The sequence below is a fragment of the Flavobacterium sp. AC105 genome (assembly GCF_979258495.1).
Genome location: NZ_OZ409860.1, coordinates 3,054,056 through 3,079,147, shown reverse-complemented (window position 1 = coordinate 3,079,147; position 25,092 = coordinate 3,054,056). Strand labels below are relative to the sequence as shown.

General features: G+C 34.9%; 6 protein-coding genes and 1 pseudogene. All 7 read left to right on the top strand.

The features are described 5' to 3' along the window. The first annotated feature begins 356 nt into the window (after positions 1-356). The 7 genes and pseudogenes from ACZ0AH_RS12745 (at position 357) to ACZ0AH_RS12715 (ending at position 25,084) form a co-directional block, all read left to right on the top strand. The gene (locus ACZ0AH_RS12745; protein WP_463476171.1) at positions 357-5,138 is read left to right on the top strand and encodes an amino acid adenylation domain-containing protein; all 4,782 of its coding nucleotides are present in this window, start codon (positions 357-359) and stop codon (positions 5,136-5,138) included. A gap of 76 nt (positions 5,139-5,214) precedes the next feature. Continuing rightward, a complete protein-coding gene (locus ACZ0AH_RS12740; protein ID WP_463476170.1) occupies positions 5,215-6,207 on the top strand; it encodes a TauD/TfdA family dioxygenase in 993 nt (330 codons plus the stop codon). 735 nt (positions 6,208-6,942) lie between these two features. Then, complete coding sequence (locus ACZ0AH_RS12735; RefSeq protein ID WP_463476169.1) at positions 6,943-13,209, top strand: amino acid adenylation domain-containing protein; 6,267 nt, start codon at positions 6,943-6,945, stop codon at positions 13,207-13,209. Positions 13,210-13,229: 20 nt separating this feature from the next. Next, on the top strand, positions 13,230-16,292 hold the full coding sequence (locus ACZ0AH_RS12730; protein WP_463476168.1) for a type I polyketide synthase: 3,063 nt from the start codon (positions 13,230-13,232) through the stop codon (positions 16,290-16,292). Positions 16,293-16,382: 90 nt separating this feature from the next. Continuing rightward, entirely contained in the window at positions 16,383-20,969 is a 4,587-nt protein-coding gene (locus ACZ0AH_RS12725; protein WP_463476167.1) for an amino acid adenylation domain-containing protein, read from the top strand. A gap of 42 nt (positions 20,970-21,011) precedes the next feature. Continuing rightward, on the top strand, positions 21,012-22,637 hold the full coding sequence (locus ACZ0AH_RS12720; protein ID WP_463476166.1) for an MBL fold metallo-hydrolase: 1,626 nt from the start codon (positions 21,012-21,014) through the stop codon (positions 22,635-22,637). Positions 22,638-22,709: 72 nt separating this feature from the next. Beyond that, a pseudogene (locus ACZ0AH_RS12715) lies at positions 22,710-25,084 on the top strand (TonB-dependent receptor). Positions 25,085-25,092 lie beyond the last annotated feature (8 nt).

The window sequence follows — 25,092 nt, the reverse complement described above, 5'->3', positions numbered from 1 at the left end:
TAGATTTTCTACCTAAAAAAGCATTTCACTTATTTAAAATGCACAAAGTTAAAAATGCCGTTAGGCACTAAATATTGATAGAAAATCAGAAATACAAGTTGATTTAGTGTGCCGTAGGTACGCAATAGAAATCGTTTTGTTGCGTACCTACGGCACGCTCCAGATCTTTTAACCTAATGTTCTACCAATATTTAGTGCCTAATGGCACATAACAACTTAATTAATTACAGTAAACGGTTTGCAGTCAATAGTTTACAGTCAACAGTTTAAAATTAACCATTCACAATTTACAATTAACCATTAATAATTAACCATTAAAGAGTGCTTACGCTACTACTGGAAATATTTTTAAAATCATGGAAAAATTCATTAAAAACTTAAACAGCCTTGGATTTCAGCTTAAAATTAATGGGCAGGATTTAATCTTATTAGGAAAAGAAGGAAAATTGACACCTTCAGACATTAAAACCATTACAGAACGCCCTGATATTACTTCTTTTATCAAAGAAAATAAGGCAGATATTATTACTTATTTAAAGAAAGAAGATTTTAAACTAGACAGAAAAAATATTTCTTCAATGTATGGGTTAAGCCCAGTTCAGGAAGGTATTTTGTTTCACAGCACGTATTTATACAATACCGGATCAAAAGAAAACACGACGTATCACACGCAATTTGACGTTAGTTTTTCTTCTGATTTAAATATAGAACTGTTCAAAAAAGCCTGGCAATATGTTATCAATAATCATACGATCCTTAGAACCGGATTTATTTATGATAAAGTAAATATTCCCATTCAATTTGTAAATAAAGAAGTAGCAGTTCCATTGCGTTTCATTGATTTAACAAACAGCACAGATGCAGAAAAAGCAGTAAAATTCAAAACACTTAAAGACGAAGACCGATTTGAAGATTTCAGCTTTACAAATCCGCCATTGATGCGTATTACGATTGCTAAGTTTGGTGAAAATGATTTTAAAATGATCTGGACAAAACACCACGTTTTATGGGATGGCTGGTCCGGACAGGTTATTATTCAGGAAGTTATAAAAGCCTACACCAACTTAATATACGGCACTGCACTTGAAGCACAGGAAGAAGACAAATACGAAGATTTTATCAACCATATTAAAGCTATAGATGCTTTTGAAGAAAAAGAATTCTGGCAGTCTTATATGCAGGATTTTAGTGAGCCATCCTTGCTGCCTTTCTGTAAAGCCTCGCATGAACGCAATAAGGGAAAAGGAAAATACGAACGTATTACCATTGATTTTGATGGACCGTTAACACAAAAAATCAATGATTTCTCAAAATCAAATCATGTTACGCCAAATACATTAACACAAGCCGTCTGGGCAATTTTATTGTCAAAATATACAGGTCTTAAAGATATTGTGTACGGAGTTACAGTTTCAGGACGTCCGGCAGAATTAAATTATGACAGCAAAGTAGGATTGTATATCAACACAATTCCGTTAAGGGCTAAAATAGACAACAGCCAGACCATTGCAGATTTTTTAGGAATGCTTCAAAAAACAGCTGTAGCGGCAAGAAATTTTCAGCATACATCGCTTAGTAAAATCCAGCAATGGAATGAAATTAAAGGCGATTGTTTCGACTCTTTATTATCCTTTACCAACTATCCGTCAAAAAGCGGCGATGGCAAACAAAAACCTGTTTTAGAGATAGAAAGCGTAAATGTAAAAGAGAATAACAACTATTTGCTTTCCATTCAGCCGGTATTAAAAGACAAGCTTGTTATCGATTTTACCTTCAACAGTTCTATTATGGATGCGGCATTCGTGCAAATGATTACCGAGCATTTTAGAACCGCAATCTGCGAAATGGTAGACGAAAAATTTACTACAATTGGCGATTTTAATATGCTTGAAGCAGAAGAAATAAAAGCGCTTACAAAAACATACAATGCTTCTGAAGTAGGATATCCATCTGATAAAAATATTGTAGACATTTTTGAAGAAAAAGTCGCAGTAACTCCAAATGCGATTGCTTTGACGCTTGACGGAAAACAAATGACGTATCAGGTATTAAATGAAAAAGCAAACCAGTTAGCAGGATATTTAGCAGCAAAAGGCGTAGGTCCTGAAAGTATGGTGGGAATGTGTATCAATCGTTCTTTTGAAATGATTGTTGGAATCTTCGGAATCTTAAAAGCCGGAGGCGCATACGTGCCAATTGATCCCGAATATCCTGCTGATCGTATCAATTTTATTCTGAACGATATCGATTCAAAAATGGTATTGGTAAGTACAAAAAGCAGCGAAACGGTAAAATTAGAAGATCATATTCAGCAAATAAATTTAGACGATGCCGACACTTTATTTTCGGATTATCCTACTGCAAACCTGGCGTTAGATTTACCATTATCAAACCTGGCTTATGTAATTTATACTTCAGGAACAACAGGAGTTCCAAAAGGAGTTATGATCGAACACGAAAATGTAGTGAGACTTTTCTTTACAGATCAGCCTTTATATGATTTTAATGAAAAAGATGTATGGTGCGTATTCCATTCTTATTCTTTTGATTTTTCGGTTTGGGAAATATTCGGAGCCTTATTATACGGCGGAAGATTAGTAATTGTTCCGGAACTTGTAGCAAAAGATACCAAAGCATTTGCACAATTATTATCCGATGAAAAAGTAACGGTATTAAACCAGACACCTTCTGCATTTAATGCTTTACAGGAAGAAGTAACCGATAAAAATCAACCTTTGGATGTTCGTTATGTCATATTTGGAGGAGAAGCCCTGACGCCCGGAGTTCTTAAACCATGGGCAAATCAATATCCAAATTGCAGTCTGATCAACATGTACGGTATTACAGAAACTACGGTACACGTAACATTCAAAAAAATTGGAGCGCGCGAAATCAGCCTTAATGTAAGTGATATCGGAAAACCAATTCCAACCATGAGCTGTTATATTCTCGATGAAAATTTTGATTTAGTTCCGATGGGAGTTGCCGGCGAATTATTCGTTTCCGGAGCAGGAGTTGCCAGAGGATATTTAAACCGTCCGGAACTTTCGAAAGAACGTTTTATGACCAATCCGTTTAATCCTGAAGAAAGACTTTATAAAACCGGAGACGTTGCAAAACGCCTTGTTAGCGGAGATATTGAATATTTAGGAAGAAACGATAAACAAATCAAAATCAGAGGATTCAGAATCGAGCTTGGCGAAGTAGAAGCTGCTTTAAACGTTTGCCCGTACGCCAATCACGCAGCGGTTATTGTAAACGAAGATCAATATTATACCAAAGAATTGGTAGGATATGTGGTTTTGAAAGAAGGATATACATTAGATAATTTCAAAGAATATCTTTCAGAAAGCCTTCCGCAGTATATGATCCCTACCATATTCATCACCCTTGATGAAATGCCGCTTACTTCTAACGGAAAAGTGAACAAAAAAGCTTTACCAAAAGTAGCCTCACAAGGAACAGATGCAAACGGATATGTTGCACCGCGCAACAGCAACGAAGAGCAATTGGTAACGATCTGGAAAGAAATTCTGGACAGGGAACGCATTGGGGTTTTGGATAATTTCTTTGAGTTTGGCGGACACAGCCTTAAACTTACAAGACTTATTACGAGATATCATAAAGAATACGGAATCAAATTAGAACTAAGAGATTTATTCATCAATAAAACAATCGAAGAGCATTGCACTTTATTATTTGATGCCGCTGCTGAAACTAAAATCGAAAAAATCGAACCGGTAGCAAAACAGGATCATTACGCACTTTCGAGCGGTCAATATCGTATGTGGGTTTTAAGCCAGTCAGAAGAAAGTAATGTTTCGTACAACATGCCGGCGCATCTTGTTTTGGAAGGATATGATATTCCGCTTTTAAAGCAAGCTATTAACGCCGTTATCGAACGTCATGAAACATTAAGAACCGTATTTAAAGCCGCTGATAATTCAGAAGTCAGACAATGGATCCGCACTGCTGCAGAAATTGATTTTAAAATTCAGGAACACGATTTTAGAGGCGCTGAAAATATCGAAAACGCAGCAGCAGCTTATATGGCGCAAGATGCATTACAGCCATTTCGCCTAGATGAAGGACCGTTGTTGCGAATTGCATTGTTGCAAGTTTCAGACAAGGATTATATCTTCTATTATAATATGCACCATATTATTGGTGACGGTGTTTCCAAAAACATCTTAAAACGTGATGTTTTGGCTTTCTATAATGCGTATAAAAACAATAGTACGGCTTCGCTTCCGGCATTGGGTATTCAATACAAGGATTTTGCTGCATGGCAAATTCAGCAATTAGAAAACGGTGCTTTTGACAATCATAAACAATATTGGCTGCAGACACTTTCCGGTGACAGAGCTTTATTAGACTTACCGAGTCAGAAATTAAGACCTAAAGTAAAAACAAATAACGGTCAGACTTTAAGAACCTTAATTTCGGACACAGATACAAGCCGACTTGCAGCGTATTGCAAAGCCAATAAAGGAACCCTATTTACGGGCGTATTAACGGTTTGGAATATTTTATTCTACAGATATACCAACCAAAAAGATATCCTGATAGGATCGCCAATTGCCGGAAGAGATCACGTTGATCTTGAAAACCAAATTGGACTTTATTTCAACAATATGGTGATTCGCAACACCATGAATTCCGAAGAAAATTTTGATCAGACATTCGAAAAAGTAAGAGATGTAATGTTCGAAAGCACGAAACATCAAATGTATCCTTTTGACAATTTACTGGATGACTTAAAAGTAAAAGGCGATACAAGCCGTAATCCGCTGTATGATGTGATGCTTTCGTATCATAATACGGGTGAAAACAACGGCAAATTTCAGTTTACGCAAGACGAAACAGATGAAATTATTGTTCAGGACGAAAGAGGGGCAAAACTGGATATGCTGATTAACTTCAAAGAAATCGGAAACTATTTATATTTCGATATTAATTACAACACAGATGTTTACAATCAGAGCTGTATGAAAGGTTTGATGAATAGTTTCAAATATCTATTGTCGCAATTGTTAGACAATAGTCAGGAAAAAATAAGTGATATCGATTTCCAGAAAGAAACAAAACAAAACTTGCGAAACCTGAATGTCAACAAATTTAAACTGGTTAAAAAATAGACTAATTCAGACGCATCTTGTATTTAAAAATATTTCTAACAACAGTCCTGAAAACTGTATTTAATAAAATAAAATCATGATAAATAGCATACAAAAATTAAAAAATATCAAAGCTCAGACGGTAACAAATAAAGCAACTGTTGAATATTCAGTTTTACCCGGAGAATTAGGATTTCCGTTAGTTGTAAAACCTGCAACAGTAGGCATGCAATTAAACGACTGGGTTTCGCAAAACAGAGCCGAATTTGAAGAAAAAGTGAATCAATACGGCGCTTTACTTTTTAGAGGATTTCATATTAATACGGTCGAAAAATTTGAAGATTTCAGCAAAATATATGCCGATACACCGCTGGAATATAACCTGAGATCATCGCCAAGATATGCGGTTGGTAAAAATGTATACCACACGACAACATATCCAAAGGAATATCATATCGAAATGCATAGCGAAAGCTCCTATGCGCCGGTTCATCCTCGTAATATTGTTTTTTGCTGTATCGTTCCTACCGAAAAACAAGGTGAAACCCCAATAGCGGATAATAAAAAAGTATTGCAGTTTTTAAGCGAAAAAACAAGAAATAAATTCCTGGAAAAAGGAGTGAGATATGTAAGAAACCTCAACGAAGCATACGGTTTATCGTGGAAAGAAGTTTTTCAGACTGAAAACAAAAAAGACGTAGAAGCTACTTGCGACGAACAGGGAATTTCGTATGAGTGGAAAAGCGACACCAATTTAGTTTTGACATGGAATAAAAAAGCCATTTGGGAACATCCGAATACAGGAGATCAAATATGGTTTAATCACGCTTATTTCTTTAATAAATATGCTCTTGAAGCTTCATTTTTTGATTTGGTTAAAACCGAAGACGAACTTCCAAATAATACTTTTTTTGGAGACGGAACCGAAATTTCTAAAGAAGAAATAGAAGAAATAAGAGCAGCGTATCAAAAAGCAACCGTTTTATTTCCTTGGGAAAAAGGTGATGTATTATTCCTGGATAATATGCTGATGTCCCACGGAAGAAGCCCGTACGAAGGAAGCAGACAAATTATAGCGTCGTTGTTTTAACCGGTTGGGTGTATTAAGTTAAGTTTTTAGAAATAAAATTATTTCATAAAACAGCAAAGTATAAACACAATATTGTCATTTCGACGAAGGAGAAATCTCCGTGAGAAGCTCGACAAAGATTGGATTTTCGTTACGGAATTACTTGTGGAGATTTTTCCTTCGTCGAAATGACAAAACCTTCGATTTTGGCCTTTTTCGAGGAATTTATTCGGCATAGCAAAATAGAATTCCGCCTGATAAAATATCCCGTTTATACAAATTGGATTGATTAATTCCTTGTCTATCAGATGTAGTCCCTACGGGACAATATTGGGCTTTGTAATTGTTTTTTGCTACCAACATATAATCTCTACGAGATAGTCTTTTAGAATTTACGTAACAAAAGATTCCAATAAGATTAATCCGTTAGGATTTAAATATTGGCAGCAAATAACAAAAGTTCCAATACGAAAATCTGTTAGGATTTTAAATGTTGGTAGTAATAACAAAAGTTCCAATACGATAATCCGTTAGGATTTAAATACTGGTAGCAAATACCAAAAGTTTCCAATACGATAATCCGTTAGGATTTAAATGTTGGTAGCAAATATAAAATTCCGCCTGATAAAATATCCCGTAGGGATTATACCATGTGCATTGATTACCCAACAAATTTATTTTAATACAGACCAAACCAGAATGCTGTTCAAACCATATCCGGACAGTAAAATACCTAATTAATCAGATACTATCATAATGGAAAAAGAAGTCATAAATAACGTTGAAGCGTATCAGCTATCGATCAATCAAATGAACTTATGGAGTGTAGCCAGAGCAAACATGCAGGATTATTACAATCAGGTTGTTATTGATTTGGGAAGTGATGTAACCAAAGAAAAGTTACAACGCGGATTAGCACTTGTAATACGTAAAAATGAAACCTTATTGTTTAAAATGAGCGCCGCATCAAATGCTGTTTTTCCACTACAAATGGTATCTGAGGCGAAGGAAACAGAAATAATCGAACGCACAGTTCAGACGCTGGATGAAACTAATATTGCAAAAATTGCCCAGGAATCTTTAGGATATGATTATGATCCTTTGCAAAATGATGCTATTCGCTTTCGTTTGCTTAAAGATTTAAACGGAAAGCAAGTATTGGTAATACGTTTATTTGCGCTTTGGGCAGATAGTTACAGCACTGCTTTTTTGTGCAATGAACTTTCAAAAGCGATTTTGGATGAAGCTTCGTATGAAAAAGAAGAAAGAGAAGTTGTAGAATATCAGGATTTTTCGGCCTGGCAACAGCAATTATTCAGTGATCCGGAAGAAGAAGGCGTTAATTTCTGGAAAAATTACAGCATAGATTTAACCAAAGATGTTGTGCCTTTTAAAAACAAAACAAACAATGCTTTTGTTCCAAAAAGAAAATCAGTTTGTGTTATTGATGGTGATGCGTATAACGATTTAAAAACGAAAGCTGTTCAGGAAGATTCTTCAGTAGAAAATTTGGTTTTATCTCAGTTTGCGACTTATTTGTCACGATTCGATGAAGATTCATTTACACTTGGATATCTTCCATACAAAAGATATTATACGGAATTAGAAAACACGTTTGGATTAGTTTCAAAAACGCTTCCAATTCATGTAAAAGAATTAGCAGGATTATCCGAAAAAGAAGTTGCAGCATTTCTTCAAAAATCAGTAGAAGAAATCGGAATGTGGTCGGATTATTTTTATGTAAACAGAATTCACGACAAAGCAGTCAGCGATGCCACAATTTTCAACTATGTATATGAATTTTTAGAAGTAAAAGATTCGTCTGATACTTTAAAAATAAAAGATTTATACAGCGTTACAGATGTTTTCGGACTAAAACTAACAGCAGTAGATTATGGCGATAAAATAGTACTGGATTTGTATTATGATTCGGCTTCATATTCGGCTACAGCCATAAATTTAATTGCGGCACAGCTTAAAGCGACGTTTACAAATCAAAATATTTTGGCAGGTCAGGATATTATAGATGCTTCAAATAACACCTTAAAAAACTATGAACTTTTTAATTCCGTTACAGCAATTTTTGAGCAACAGGTATTATTACAAACAACAAATACAGCATTATCTTATCATGATATTTCAATTTCGTATTCGGAATTAGACGAAAAATCAAATCAATTTGCACATTATTTAATCCACGAATGTGGCATTCAAAAAGGAAACCCTGTTGCCGTTTTACTCGATCGTTCACCAGATTTTGTAATTAGTGTTTTGGGAATTATGAAAGCCGGAGCCTATTATATTCCGATGGATACCGCTTATCCAAAAGATCGTATACAATTTATTCTGGAAGATGCTTCTTGTAAAATATTAGTAAGTACACCGGCGATTACAGCAGATGAAGCATTTTCGAATGTAACTGTTCTTGATCCTTCAAAAGGCGACATATTTCAAACAAAAGCGGATATTTCAACTTTCAACAAAACATATCCGGAAGATATCGCGTATTGCATTTATACATCCGGATCTACCGGAAAACCTAAAGGCTGCCTGATCACAAATGCCAATCTTTTAAACTATATCCAATGGTCAAATGAGTATTATTTTGGCGATACAGAAACAGGAAATTGGGGATTAATTACGTCGGTTTCGTTTGATCTTACGATTACGTCCCTTTTTACAAGTTTAACAAGAGGCAAAAAATTATGGATAGGATCTGATGCAAAACCTATTAATGAATTGCTAACGGAAAGTTTTACAAACCCTGAAATTGATACTTTAAAATTAACACCGTCGCATCTTTCTTTATTGAAAGAATTGACGATCGAAAAAACAAACGTAAAAATAATTATCTGCGGCGGCGAACAGCTTACGCAAAATCAATTGCAAAACGTGTGGAATATCGATAGCAGCATCCGCATCATTAATGAATACGGACCAACGGAAACCACAGTTGGCTGTATAATTCAGGAAATGACGGCAACGCAATCTCAGGTTCGTATTGGGAAACCAATTGCCAATACCGTTATCTCTATTGTAGATGCTCAGGGAAATCCTTGCGATATTGGAAGATACGGAGAAATTATAATTTCTGGCGCCGGAGTTGCAAAAGGATATTTAAACCGTCCAGAACTTAACAGCGAACGATTTATTACCACACAAAATGGGCCATCGTACAAAACCGGAGATGTAGCCAGATGGATGGACAATGGAGAAATTATTTACAAGGAAAGAAAAGACGATCAGGTCAAAATAAGAGGATATAGAATCGAATTAAGCGAAATAGAAGAACAACTTGTACTTCACAACAATATCAATCAGGCTGTTGCTTTGGTTGATGCCAGAAATGCGGACAAAAAAGAGCTTGTTGCTTATATCGTTTCTTCTCAAAAAGAAGATCAAAAGGAAATAAAAAGATATCTGGCGCATACATTGCCGGAATATATGATTCCTTCGGTAATTATTACTGTAGATACGATTCCGTTAACGGTAAACGGAAAAGTCGATAAAAAATATTTGCTTACGTTAAATACAGGAACATTATCGCGTGCTGCGTATGTTGCGCCTTCCAATGATTTTGAAAAACAAATTACCACAATTTGGGAAGAAATTCTGCAATTAGACAACATAGGAACTCAAGATGATTTTCTTGAATTAGGCGGTCACAGCCTGAAAGCAATCCAGCTTATTAATCAATATCATAAAGCGTTTGATGTAAAACTGGGCTTAAAAGAAGTATTTGCCAACACGACAATAAGCGCACACGCCAATTTGATTAAAAATGCAGCAATAACCAAACATACTTCGATAGAAAAAGTTCAGGATGCGGCAGATTATCCGGCTTCGGCAGGACAACGCAGATTATGGGTTTTAAGTCAGATTACCGGAAATACTTCGGTTTATAATATGCCTTCCCAAATAACTTTAAAAGGAACGTACGATGTTGCGTGTTTTTCTAAAGCTATAGAAGCTGCCATAGACAGACACGAAGCTTTAAGAACCGTATTTAAAGTAAATAACGAAGGAGAAGTAAGACAAGTTATAAAAACGACCAAAGAACTGGGTTTCGCCGTAAATTATATCGATTACAGCTCAGATCTGCATCAGGACGAAAATGTAGCTTCGTACATAAAAGAAGATTCTTATGCGCCATTTGATCTGCAAAACGGACCATTAGTACGCGTTAGTATTTTACAGCTTTCAGCTACTGATTATGTGTTCTATTATAATATGCACCACATTATTTGCGATGGTTCATCGATCGATATTCTTGCAAAAGATGTATTTGCTTTATATGAGTATTATTTAGAAGGCAAACCAAGCGAATTGCCGGCATTAAAAATCCAGTATAAGGATTATGCTGCATGGCAGCAAAATCAATTGCAGCAGGAACAAAATAACAGCCATAAAGACTATTGGTTAAAAAGCCTGGCGGGAGAACTTCCTACTTTAGATTTACCGTATCAAAAAGCGAGACCGGCTATTAAAACCTATACCGGAAATAGCCTTAAAACCTACATTTCGCCGGAAATTACGAACCGTCTTAAAAAATACGGACAAAATCAGGGCGGTAGTTTATTTATCGGATTATTGGCTGTCTGGAATATCTTGTTTCATAAATACACATCAGAAAATGATATTATTATCGGAACGCCAATTGCCGGACGTGACCACGCAGATTTAAACGATCAGATTGGTTTTTATATCAATACGCTTCCGTTACGAAATACAATTCAGGCTGAGGAAAGCTTTGAGTCTTTTTACAACACTGTAAAAGAAAACACAATCCTGTCTTATGAGCACCAAATGTATCCTTTTGATTCTCTGGTAGACGATCTTGATATTCGAAACGATACCAGCAGAAGCGCCATATTTGATGTCATGCTGATGTTGCAGAACATGAGAGATGTTGCCGAAAATGCGAATCTTGATCCAAACGCTTTTTCTGCAATCGAAAATAAAGGATATAAAGTTTCTAAGTTCGATATGGATATTGCTTTTCAGGAACAAGGAGATTATTTGTCCTTCAGCATTACTTATAACACGGATATTTATTCGGAAGAATCAGTATCCCGAATTATAAAACATTACAAACAACTATTGGAAATCGTTTTAGAAAATCCGGATGAAAAAATAAAAGATATCGAGTATATCTCTAAAGAAGAAACACAGGAACTTCTGTTTGATTTTAATGGAAATTCAGAAGCATATACTACCGATATAACATTGGTTGATTTGTTTGCTTCTCAGGTTTTAAAAACTCCGGGCAATAAAGCATTATCATTCAAAAATCAAAATTATACCTATCAGGAACTGGATATTATTTCCAGCCAATTAGCCAATTGTTTGCGAAATGAATATAACGTTGCAAAAGGAGATTTTATAGGCGTACAATTAGAAAGAGATGCTGCAGTAATCATAGCTATTTTAGGAATCATGAAAGCCGGTGCTGTTTATATTCCGATAGATACCGCATATCCTGAATCCCGCAAATCTTATATTTATGAAGATACCAAGATTAAATTACTAATTACGGATCAAACTGTTCAGGACGATTATAGCGGCGTTTTATTCGATATAAATGATTTTAATCCATCAATTTATAATGAAAAATCTGAAGATGTAAATCTTACGCCCAACGATTTAGCTTATATTATTTATACTTCTGGTTCAACTGGAAATCCGAAAGGTGTAATGATTGAACATAAAGGAATTGTAAACACCATTTTTGCCCAAATTGACCTTTTTGATATTAATGCTGAAAACAACGGGTTACAATTTGCTTCATTTTCATTTGATGCTTCAATATCAGAAATCTTTACCGCTCTTTTATCCGGCGCTTGTTTATGTGTAATCGATAAAGAACACAGAGAAGATCCTAAAATGTTAGAAAAATACATTGTTGAGCAGGAAATTGATATCGCTACGATTCCGCCTTCTTATTTGAGCCTGATGGATTTAAAAGCAGTAAGCCGACTTAAAACTTTAATTACAGCAGGAGAACCTCCGGTTTACAATAAAGTGAAAGAATACCTGAAATTAGGCAATTATTACAACGCTTACGGTCCTACAGAAACCAGTATTTGTTCTGCAATGTATGGTTTGCTTAAAGGCGAAGAACTTCCGTCAGGAAATATCCCAATAGGGAAACCAATTGCCAATACGCAAACTTTTATTCTGGACAAGGATCACAAAATTGTGCCAGTTGGAATTATCGGCGAAATATGTGTAGGAGGCGCCGGATTAGCCAAAGGATATTTAAACCGACCAGAACTTACCGCAGAAAAATTTATAGAACATCCGTATAAAAAAGGAGAACGTCTATATAAAACCGGCGATACCGGAAAATGGCTTCCGGATGGTAATATCGAGTTTTTGGGACGAAAAGACGATCAGGTTAAAGTTTCCGGATATCGAATAGAACTTGGAGAAGTAGAACAAGCTTTACTAACGCATAATCAAATTAATGAAGCTGTTGTACTAGTAGATATAAATGAGTTCAATATCAAAAGTTTAATAGGGTATATCGTTACAACAGATACAGTATCGCTGGAGCAGTTAAGAACATTTCTTAAAAATATAATTCCGCATTACAGCATTCCTTCAACATTTATTGCTTTAAAACAATTGCCGATTACCATAAACGGAAAAATTGATAAAAAAGAATTAGGAAACGCAGACGGAATTAAAATTACCAGCGAAAAAGAATACGTAGCGCCAGAAACTCAAAAAGAGAAAATAATCATACAGATTATCGCAAACGAGTTAAAGATCGAAGCAAGCAGAATAAGTATACTCGATAATTTCTTTGATCTGGGCGCAAACTCTATAAAAATCGTCAAAATACAGACTGAAATCAATAAACAATTGGGTGTAGATGTCAGAGTAGTTTCGCTATTCGAAAATCCAAATGTTGAGGAGTTTGTTGCGTATTTAAACACAGTCGAATTTCCGCAGGAAAACAGTATCGATGAACCGGAAGATATCTCTGAAGCTTTTGATGAATTTATAAACTTAATGTAATACCACCTAACATAATTACGATGGAAAATAATAATAGAAAAAAAGATATTGCTATTGTTGGAATTTCAGGCAGATATCCTAAATCGACTACTATTAATGAATTCTGGGAACATTTGAAGAACGGAGACGAATTAGTTCATTTTTATTCCGATGAAGAATTAAAAGCCGTAGGAATGAGCGAGCAGGAGCTTGCAAACCCAGGTTTAATAAAAGCACAAGCCTTTCTGGAAGATCCCAATAGTTTCGATTATTCTTTTTTTGGATATACAAAACAAGAAGCCATGTCTATGGATCCTCAAATTCGTATGATGCACGAACAAGTTTGGCTGGGTCTGGAAGATGCAGGATATAATCCAAAAACATATAAAGACAAAATTGGACTTTATTTGTCGGCTTCGGATAATATGAATTGGAGAGCGTATACGATGATTTCGAATAATGATAACGTAAATTCATTTTTTCTGAATCAAATCTCTAATAAAAATTTCATAAGCACATTGATCTCTTATAATTTAAACCTGAGAGGGCCAAGTTATTATGTAGATACTGCCTGTTCAAGTTCTTTAGTCGGCATTCACCAGGCGAGCCGTTCTTTGCTTATGAGAGAATGTTCTATGGCAGTTGCCGGCGGTGTCAGAATATATTCAAAACCTTACAAAGGACATTTGTATCAGGAAGGAATGACAAATTCTAAAGACGGTCACTGCAAAGCTTTCGACGAAGATTCATCAGGAATTGTTTCCGGAGAAGGAGCAGGAGTTGTGGTTTTAAAAAGATTTGAAGATGCCATTAAAGACAACGATCAAATTTATGCGGTAATCAGATCTTCGGTTGTTAATAATGACGGAAACAGAAAAGTGGGGTACACAGCGCCAAGTATAAACGGACAATATGAGTGCATCAAACAAGCACATCAAATTGCAGATGTTACACCGGAATCGATCACGTATATCGAAGCGCACGGAACCGGAACAAAACTTGGCGATCCTATTGAGGTTGAAGCGCTTAATAAATCTTTTGGTTACAATACCAATCATCAATGTGCTTTAGGATCTGTAAAAACAAATATGGGGCATCTTGATGCTGCGGCAGGAATTACAGGATTTATCAAGACGACATTATCCTTAAAAAATAAAATGCTGCTGCCATCCTTGCATTTTAAAAACCCAAATCCGGAAATTAATTTTAAATCCGGTCCTTTTAAAGTGCAAACCGAATTATCAAAATGGGATTCGGTTAACAATCAGCCTTTAAGAGCGGGTGTAAGCAGTTTTGGAATTGGCGGCAATAATGCCCACGTGGTTTTAGAAGAAGCTCCGGTAAAAAACAAAACAACAGAAGATTCATCGTATAAATTATTGCGTTTTTCGGCACAATCTGCAGGATCCTTAAATGCATATCAGGAAAAATTAATTTCATTTCTTGAAAATAACGAAAGCGATAATTTCAAGGATATGGCATATTCGCTTCAGGTTGGAAGAAATCAGTTTAAGTACAACAGATTTTTAGTAAGCGATTCTAAAGAAAAAGCACTTGAGATTTTAAAAGATCCATTTAGTACAGCAGTTTTTTCAGGAAAACTGGAACAAAAACGCAAAATAGTCTTTATGTGTACCGGTTCAGGCGCGCAATACCTGAACATGGGAAGAGATCTTTATGAAAATGAGCCATATTTTAAAAAGCTTATGGACGAAGGTTTTTCGATCATTAAAGAATTGACAGGAGTCGATGTTTCAAAAATCCTGTATAAAGAAAATACAGATCTTGAAAAAAGTTTTGATATCAACAAAAATGAGTTTACACAGCCAATCGTATTTGTTTTTGAATACGCTTTAGCGAAATTAATGATGCATTGGGGCATTCATCCTGATAAATTAATCGGACATAGTACAGGCGAATATGTTGCCGCGTGTTTAAGCGAAGTTTTCTCTTTTGAAACCGGACTCAGATTAGTTGCAAAACGTGCCTTATTAATGAATAAATCCCGTAAAGGAAGCATGTTGAGTGTTTCTCTTTCTGAAGAAAAAGTAAAAGCATATTTAAACGAAAACATCGCTCTGGCAGTTGTTAATTCTCCGGAATCTTGTGTTTTATCAGGTTTGGAAGATGCGATTGACGGACTTATGGAAATATTTGAAACAGAAGAAATTTCATGTTCCAAATTGAAAATTTCACTAGGTGGACATTCCTTTTTAATGGATTCGGTTTTGGAAGAATTCAGAGAGGAATTAGAAAAAGTTGAATTCTCAGATCTTAAAATTCCTTTCGTATCAAACCTTACAGGAGAATTAATTACTACGGAAGAAGCGAAATCATTGCAATACTGGATCGATCATTTGCGTAATACAGTAAGATTTTCTGATGGATTAGCGACATTATTAAAAGATTCGAATACCATTTTTATAGAAGTTGGCCCGGGAAATACATTAACGACACTTTTCCAACAGCAAAAACACAATTCAGGTTCAAATAATACAGCCGTAAATCTGATCAGACATCCAAAACAGGAAATAAACGATCAGGAACATCTTCTGAAAAAAATAGGAGAATTATGGATCAACGGACTGGATATCGACTGGGAAACGTATTACGGAGCGCAAAAACCTTCGAGAATTTCAATGCCGGGTTATGCATTTAATAAAACAAAACTTCCTGTAAAAGTAAATCCTTTTGAACTTTTTAACCTTTCAGGAGCCGATAAACCAGCCACAGCAACAGCTTTTGCCTTAGAACATTTTGATGATAATGAGGCATTTCAGGAAGATCTGGACGAAAACGCGGGACCATTATTCAATTATGTAGCGCCAACAAACGAAACAGAAGAAAAACTAGCCGAAATGTGGCAAACCTTTTTCAGTAAAGATGAGGTTGGGATTTTAGATGACTTTTTTGCTTTAGGCGGCAATTCCCTAAAAGGAGTTACGATGCTAAAACTGATTCAGAAAAGATTTGATATCGATATTAAAATCAAAGAGTTTTATCAAAAATCTACCATAAAAGAATTGGCTGCAGAAATCGATATCCGATTAAAACTGGCAGATATTCAGGAAGAAAACAGTTATAAATCTGTCATGACAATCTAAAAAACAGCATTTTCTTTTTCGCTTAAAGCGGAAAAAAAACAAAATATTATTTGTAGGCAAACTGTCTTGTAAACCCAAAAACAAAATACAATGGTCGAATTATTAAACGAAATACAAGAAAATAATATTACAATATCATTGGATGGCACAAATCTTAAACTTGGTTTTAAAGATGATGTTATAGATCAGGTTTTGATCTCAAAAATCAAAGAAAATAAAGAGGAAATTGTTTCTTATCTAACAAAATATTCGTCTTCAAAAGGACAAAATAATATTCCAAGAGTTGAGGTACAAAATAGTTACGAAGTGTCGTCAAGCCAGCTTAGAATGCTGTCTTCGATATTTACAGATGCAGATTCAAAAGGCTTTAATTATGCGGTTCCTAATTCGATTCACCTGAAACAGGAAATCAATATTGAGAATTTTAAACGTGCCATTTATAGTACTGTAGAAAGACACGAATCATTGCGTACCGTATTTAAAATCAATGAAGAAGGTCAGATAAGACAATATATTTTAGATAAAGATGCAATCAATTTTAAAATAGATTTTTTTGACTTAAGAACTTTAGAGAAAGCAAAAGAAATTATACAAACGATTACAAAAGGCGATATAAAAAAGCCTTTTGATATTGGAAACGGTCCTTTAATACGAGTGAATTTGTTTCAATTAGACGATCGCGAATTCATCTTTTATTGCAATATTCACCACGTAATTAGCGATTCCTGGTCTCTTGATGTATTATTTAAAGACATTTTTGCCTTCTACGCCTCTTTTGAATTTGCCGTGCCAAATGATCGTCCGGAATTAAATATCCATTATAAAGATTATGCAGTCTGGCAAAATGAACAGCTTTCGAAAGGACTTTTTAAAAGTCAGGAAGCGTATTTTAAAGATACATTTTCGGGAGAATTGCCGGTAATTAACTTTACAACCAGCAAAACCAGACCAGCTGTGAGAACCGTAAGCGGGTTTGCACTTAAAATTCATCTTTCTAAAGAAACGACAGCGAGCTTTAAAAAACTTTGTTCGGATAAAAAAGGAAGCCTTTTTATGGGATTACTGGCGGTTTGGAATGTACTTTTTTATAAATACACAAACAGCACAGATATCATTGTAGGAACCGCGGTTGCAGGCCGTGATCACGCTGATTTGAAAGAGCAGATTGGCTGTTATATCAACTCCATACCGTTGCGCAATCAAATTAATCCGGAGCAATCTTTCAATACTTTTTTTGATACTGTAAAAGAAAATACTTTAAATGCTTTAGACTGTCAGTTTTATCCTTTCAACCATTTATTAAAACTGATTGATTATAAAATTGACATGACGAGATCTCCGCTTTTTGATGTGATGATTTTGCTTCAGAATGCGATCGATAACAGTCAGCATTATGATGTCGATGAAACGCAGATTAAAAACATAAAACCAGTAGGAGAAACCTCTGTATTAACAGATTTAGACATTAATTTTGTTGAAGAAGGAGATCATTTATGCTGCAATCTGGTCTACAATACAGATGTTTTTGAACCTGAATATGCGACAGGATTATTGACCCATTTTAGACAATTAACAGAAGAAATTGTTTCTAATCCAGATGCGCCAATTCAGGAAATTGATTATTTGTCCAGAGCAGAAAAAGAACAATTATTATTTGATTTTAATGATACTCAGGCAGCATATCCACAAAAAAGTACGATAGTAGATTTGTTTCAGGAAAATGTTAATCTTACACCAAATAATATCGCTTTAGTATTTGAAAATAAAGAGTTTACATATAAAGAATTAGATGTTTTATCAAATAAATTAGCAAATTATTTACTTTCAGAATATAGAATTGAAACAGAAGATTTACTTGCCGTACAATTAGAAAGAAGCGAATGGCTGATCGTATCCTTATTAGCCGTATTAAAAACCGGAGGCGCTTATTTGCCAATAGATCCTACGTATCCGGAAGAAAGAATTGCGTATTTAAACCAGGACAGTAAATGCAAAATTACGATCGATGAAAATTTAATTGAAGATTTTAAAACGAATTCTGCTTCGTATTCAAGTGAACTTCCGGAAGTAAATTTAGGTGCAGATAATCTGATCTATGTTATTTATACTTCGGGATCTACAGGGAATCCGAAAGGGGTAATGATCACGCACAAAAACGCCGTTTCATTTTTAGAAAATACAGATCACGGTTTAAGTTTTAAGGATTATAACGTAATTGCCGGAACAACAAATGTGGTATTTGATATTTCATTTTTAGAAATATTCGGAACTTTGTGCAGCGGCAGAAAACTGGTGTTTTTATCGTTGGAAGAATTAATGTTTCCGGATTTATTTGCAGAAAACTTAAACAAAAATAAAGTAGAAGTTTTACAAATTACACCTTCAAGATTCAACCAGATCTTTAATTTTTTACCTATTACTGATTTGCTTTCTGTAAAACAATTATTAATTGGCGGAGAAGCTTTTCCTAAAAAGATTTTTGACAATATTTCATCTTATCAAAATGTAGATATTGTGAATGTTTACGGACCAACGGAAACTACAATCTGGAGTACCAGTTTAGATATTAAAAAGAGCGATCGTTTAAGCATTGGAAAACCATTACACAACGAAAGCATTTATATCCTTTCAGATTCTTTAGCGTTGCAGCCAATAGGAGTTGTAGGCGAGATTTGCATTGGCGGCGACGGATTAGCGCGCGGTTATTTAAACCGTCCGGAATTAACAGCAGAAAAATTCATAAAAAATCCGTTTGGAGCAGGAAGAATCTACAGAACTGGAGATTTAGGAAGATGGCTTCCTGATGGTACGGTAGAATGCGCCGGACGAAAAGATGACCAGATCAAAATAAACGGACATCGTGTAGAATTAGGCGAAATTGAAACGGTAATCGAAACGAATTCTCTTGTGGAAAGAGCAGTAGTTCAGGCCAAAAACATAGAAGGAAATATCTCCTTAATCGCTTATTTCACAAGTGATGCAGCATTAGACAAAAAAGAATTACGTGATAATTTGAAGAAGTTTCTTCCGGATTATATGGTGCCGTCTTATTATGTGCAAATCGAAAAGTTTTCGTTAACCGCAACCGGAAAAGTAGACAGAAAAATGCTGCCAGGTTTGAATACTGCAGATCTTATCAAAAACGAATATGTTGCGCCAAAAACAGCAATAGAAAAGAAATTAGTTTCGATTTGGGAAGAAGTTCTGGGAATAGAAAACATTGGTATTACAGATGATTTTTTCAGTTTGGGAGGCGATTCTATAAAATCAATACAAGTCTTTTCGAAATTGAGACAAAATGGTTACGCACTTCGTGTAAGAGATATTATCCTGAACCCTAAATTGGAAGACTTGATTCCGTTTTTACAAAAGAACGATGAAATTAAAAATCAACTGGATATAGCCGTAGATCGTGATATTGAAAATGGGTATTTAAAAAACAATACAGCTACTGATTTTCAGGTAACGGCAAACCAGCTTTTTATTCTGGGCAAAACAATGTCACAAGGTATTATTGGTCCAATTGTTACAGCTAAATTTTCATCCAAACAAGAACTTTTAAACAAGTTGAAATCGTTTACAGACATGTTCCCGGTTTTAAGAACTCAATTTTATAAAGAAAATGAACTTGTAAAACAGCGTATTGTAGCTGCATCAGAAGTTAAAATCGATGTTTATCAGGAATCAGCAATAATAGAAGAACAGCTTACAGCTTTACTTTCAAAACCTTTTGATGTAATGGATGGAGCTTTGATCAGAGTACTTCTAATTCAGGATGAAAAAATTCAAAATCAAAATTCTTATTTATATATCAGTATTCATCACGCCGTAACAGATGCATCGACAAATGCAATTTTGCTTAAAAACCTGAGAGCGTATTTTAACGGAGAATCTGTAGCAACCAATTATGTAAACTATTTTGATTTCGCCGTCTGGCAAGACTCCTTTTTACAATCGGCAGAAGGAAATGCTGATCGAAATTACTGGCAGGAAACCTTGAAAAATGTTATCACAAAAGATAAAAAAGACAACAATTTAACTGGATTACAGGATTGCGTACAGCAAACAAGCTGGATCTCGGGTGATGACTTTAAAGATTTTTCGAAAATAATTGGCACAGCAGGTTTAACGCCGTCAGCATTTTTTATCGCACTGCATCAATTAATGCTTAACAAACACAGTGATAAAGCATTGCAACTGGTTTTAGTAAAAGCCCGCGAATTAAAAACAGATATTTTAGAAAGTCATAAAATACTGGGCGTTGTCAATAACTTTTTGCCTTTGCCGGTTTTAAAATCTTCGGATAAAGGAAATGAAACGTACGCAAAAACAGTATTCGGTACTTATATGGATGCGCTTTTGCACCAGCAAATCCCTTATGAAATTATCTGCGAAGACCTGAAACAAAAGTTCGGGGTTTCGGTAAAAAGTGAAATAGGAGGGCTTGTAAATTTTATTCATAATGAAAAAGAAAAACAATTTGCAGCCCCGGTTACAGCAGACAAAACAATTTATTACAAAAACGACTTTACTGAAGGTATCGATTTAGTTTGTAATGTGTATTCAAATGGTTTTGAGGTTAGTATATCCTGCTCTTTGGAACAATACAATGCATCATTTTCTAACGATTTTGACCTTAAAAAATACCTGTTTCAACTTTCAAAAGAATTAATCTAGAAAACAATAATATTTAATAAATAACCAGAAAATTTAAAAAAGATGGAAATACAAAATAATGATTTAGTATACATTAAAAGAAATTTAGCCATAGAACCTTTAGTAGACAACTGGTACGCCTGGCCTCACTTAATCTCGCCTGCAACAGCTGCGATGAATATTAAAGACCGTCATTTGAAAATCATGACATCGTATGTTCAAAATCCTATGATTCACGCTGCAGCGGTAAAAACACCAAAAATGTTAGGCGGGCCTTTTATCGATTATGACGGAAAAAGAGTCGATGAAATCAAAGGACTTATTGACAATACAAATGAGCAATGTGCTAATCTTTTTGAATTTAGAGAAGATATATTCGCCCTTAACGATCTTCTTAAAAAAGAAGCCAAAGGATATGCACTTACAGATTTATACAACAAAATTCCGGAGAGTTTGCAAGGACTTGTAGAATTGGTTTATGATATCAATAATAATCCTTCTTTCCGCTTTTTTGAATCGTTGTTATATGAAACAGAATTTTATAAAGAATCGCTTCAGAGTTTCAATTTATTTTTAGTACATGATGATGATTCAAGATCATTTGTATTGAGTACGCCAAAATTACCCGGAGATGATATTTTAAGAATCAATTTGCCTTTTAAAAGTGAAAAGATTGACCAATTATTCGAAATGGAAGATCATCCAAAAACATTCAGGGAAATCGCCGAAATATTTGAAATCGAAGACGAAGATATTCCGTTATTTAAATCCTTTTTTACAACAGAAAAAGCTAAAAAATACGAGAGATATTCTGGCGATGGCGTACTTACAAGATATTTTGGACACGCTTGTATTCTTACCGAAACCAAAAACACAACAATACTTGCCGATCCTTTAGTTAGTTACGGTTATGAGTCTGATATTTCAAGATATTCTTATGATGATTTGCCTGAATCTATAGATTATGTTTTGGTAACGCACAATCATCAGGATCATATTCTTTTTGAAACTTTATTGCGATTAAGACGCAAGATTAAAAACATCATTGTTCCTAAAAGTAACGGCGGTTTTCTTCAGGATCCAAACCTTAAATTAATGTTCGAAAGAATAGGTTTTAAAAACATCATAGAACTGGGAGAAATGGAAACGATCCATTTTGATGATTGTTCCATCACAGGATTACCATTCGTAGGCGAACATTGTGATCTTGATGTGCGTAGTAAATTATGTCACCACGTTGCGTATCAGGACGGATTAAAAGTGCTTTTTGCCGCAGATTCCTGCAATGTATCTCCAAAATTATACGAACGTATTCATAAAGTTGTGGGCGATATAAACATTATTTTCTTAGGTATGGAATGTGAAGGAGCGCCATTAACCTGGTTATACGGACCATTAATGCCGGAGAATTTGGCAAGGGACAAAGACGAATCAAGACGATTGGCCGGATGTAATTTTGCACAGGCAAAAGCACTTGTAGATGTGTTTAAACCAAGCGAAGTCTTTGTATATGCTATGGGTATGGAGCCTTGGCTTAAATACATCAGCTCTATAAAATACACAGACGAATCTATTCCGATTGTAGAGTCAAACAAGCTTTTAGAATATTGTTTAGCTAATAATATAACGCCGGAAAGATTATTCGGAGAAAAAATTGTTGAGTACAAAAATGAACTTGTCCTTGCATAAAGTAAATATTGAATCATCATTGTAAAGACCTAATATCAAATCAAATAACTGTTAATAATTAATTAAGCTATCATGTTAAAATATATATCCCTGTATGCATTAATATTGCTATGTATGTCATCCCTATCCGCCCAGACCTTGACTCAAATATCCGGAACACTTTCTGCCGAGGATCCAAACGAAAAGTTAGGATATGCTTCTGTAATCCTAAAGCAGGAGTCATTGGTTGTAGAAACTGTGATCACCAATGATAAGGGAGACTTTAGCATTGAAGGTATTAAAGCCGGTAAATACACCGTTGAATTTCAATTTATAGGTTTTCAGCCTTCAATCATTCCATTAACAATTGATGGTTCCAAACCAAAAATTAATCTTGGAACCGTTCGGTTAAAATCGGATGTAACGTCTCTTAATGAAGTTGTTGTAACCTCAGAAACTTCTCAGGTATCTTTAAAACTCGATAAAAAAGTTTTTGATGTCGGCAAAGATTTAATCTCAAAAGGAGGATCTGCAACACAAGTTTTGGATAATGTTCCTGCCGTAAGAGTAGAACCTTCCGGAGCGGTAAGTTTAAGAGGAAATAGTAATGTGCTTATTTTGATTAACGGACGAAAATCCGGTTTAACATCTATACAGGGATTACAGCAAATTCCAGCCGAATCAATAAAAAACATAGAAGTAATTACAAATCCGTCATCACGTTATGATGCCGCAGGATCTGCCGGAATTATAAATATTATTCTTAAAAAGAATACAAAACAGGATTTAAGCGGAAGTTTGACTTTGGTAGGAGGAGTTCCTTTTGACAGCCGTGTATTGGGAAGTATTAATTATAAAAAAGGAAAATTCAATTTGTTTTCCAATTTTGGAATTCGTTATACAGATTATGTAGGACTTAATACCAGAAATCAGGTAAGTACGTCAAGCGGAAGCGAAATTTTCTTAGATCAGCGAGAAGATCAGAAAAGACATGATGACGGCCGATTAGCGTATGTGGGAATGGATTATTTTATAAATGATAACAATTCGATTACAGCAGCATTTTACAGTAATGGTACAAAAGATTTAGACAAGAATACGTTAAACTATAAATTTTCAGGACAAGGTATTCAGGATTCACAAATTCAGACGATTGCAGATTCGAAAGAGGACAGAAGCTACAATCAATTGGAATTTAATTATACCAAAACCTTCAAAAAACCGCAAAGAAAATTTACAGTAGATTTTCAATATGATTTTTGGAACAGTACAAAATATTTTGATATTGAAAGAAGAACAGTTGTTCCTGATACGGATGATCTATCTGTAATAAACACAAAATCAAATAGATCAAGCGATGATATTGTCGTACAAGCTGATTATGTTACGCCTTTAAGCGAAACAGCCAATTTTGAAGCCGGGGTTAAAGTCGAAAACAGATTAGTTTCTACAGATTTTGCAGCAAATGAAGATGATGGAGGAACCATAACGCCAATCGACGGTTTTAACAATGGTTTGGATTATAAAGAACAAATCGTAGGCGGCTATATTCAATATGGGAATAAAATCAGCAAATTAAGTTATCAGTTGGGATTAAGAACGGAGTACACAAAAATCGAAATTAAAAACCAGAATACAGGCGGTGTTTTAAGAGATAGTACGTATACAAGATTGTTTCCGTCTGTGAATTTAAGTTATCCGGTATCCGAAAAACAACGGCTCAGTTAAATTACAGCCAGAGAATCAACAGACCCAATTTAGATCAGTTAAATCCTTTTCCGGAATTGCAGGATTTTAACTCCCGAATTTTCGGAAACATTCGTCTTTTGCCTTCTTTGACAGATGGTGTGGAGTTAGGAATTTTAAGTAAAATAAAAGGATTGGTTCTGAATCCGTCGTTATACTATTCGAAAACCAGAAATAATTTTCAATACTTTACTTCACAAAATAGTGAAGGTGTTTTTGAAACTGTCATCGTAAATCTGGATCAGGAAACACGTTATGGCCTAGAAATCTCGGCTCAGTATGCACCTGTAAAATGGCTTTCTCTTAATGCAGAAATTAATGCATACAGCTTTAGTCAGGAAGGAACTATAGAAAACACCAATATGGATTATTCTAACGAAACCTGGACTGCAACATTATTAAGCCAGATTAAGTTTCCGAAGGATTTTACGTTTCAGAGTAAATTCGAATATCAGGCACCGGTAAGCAATGCGCAAACCAGCACCAAATCGTATTATTATCTGAATATGGCTTTAGGGAAATCATTATTTAGCAACAATGCGACATTAACACTTGGTGTAAGTAATATTTTTAACACCAGAAAAACAACCGAAACAACTGTTGCTGATGATTTTGTAGTAAGACAAATGGTCAATTTTAACGCAGCAAGATGGAACCTTAATTTCAACTACAGGTTTAACAAAATAAAAAACAGAAAAGAACATCAAAGTAACAGACAATAAGATTATTG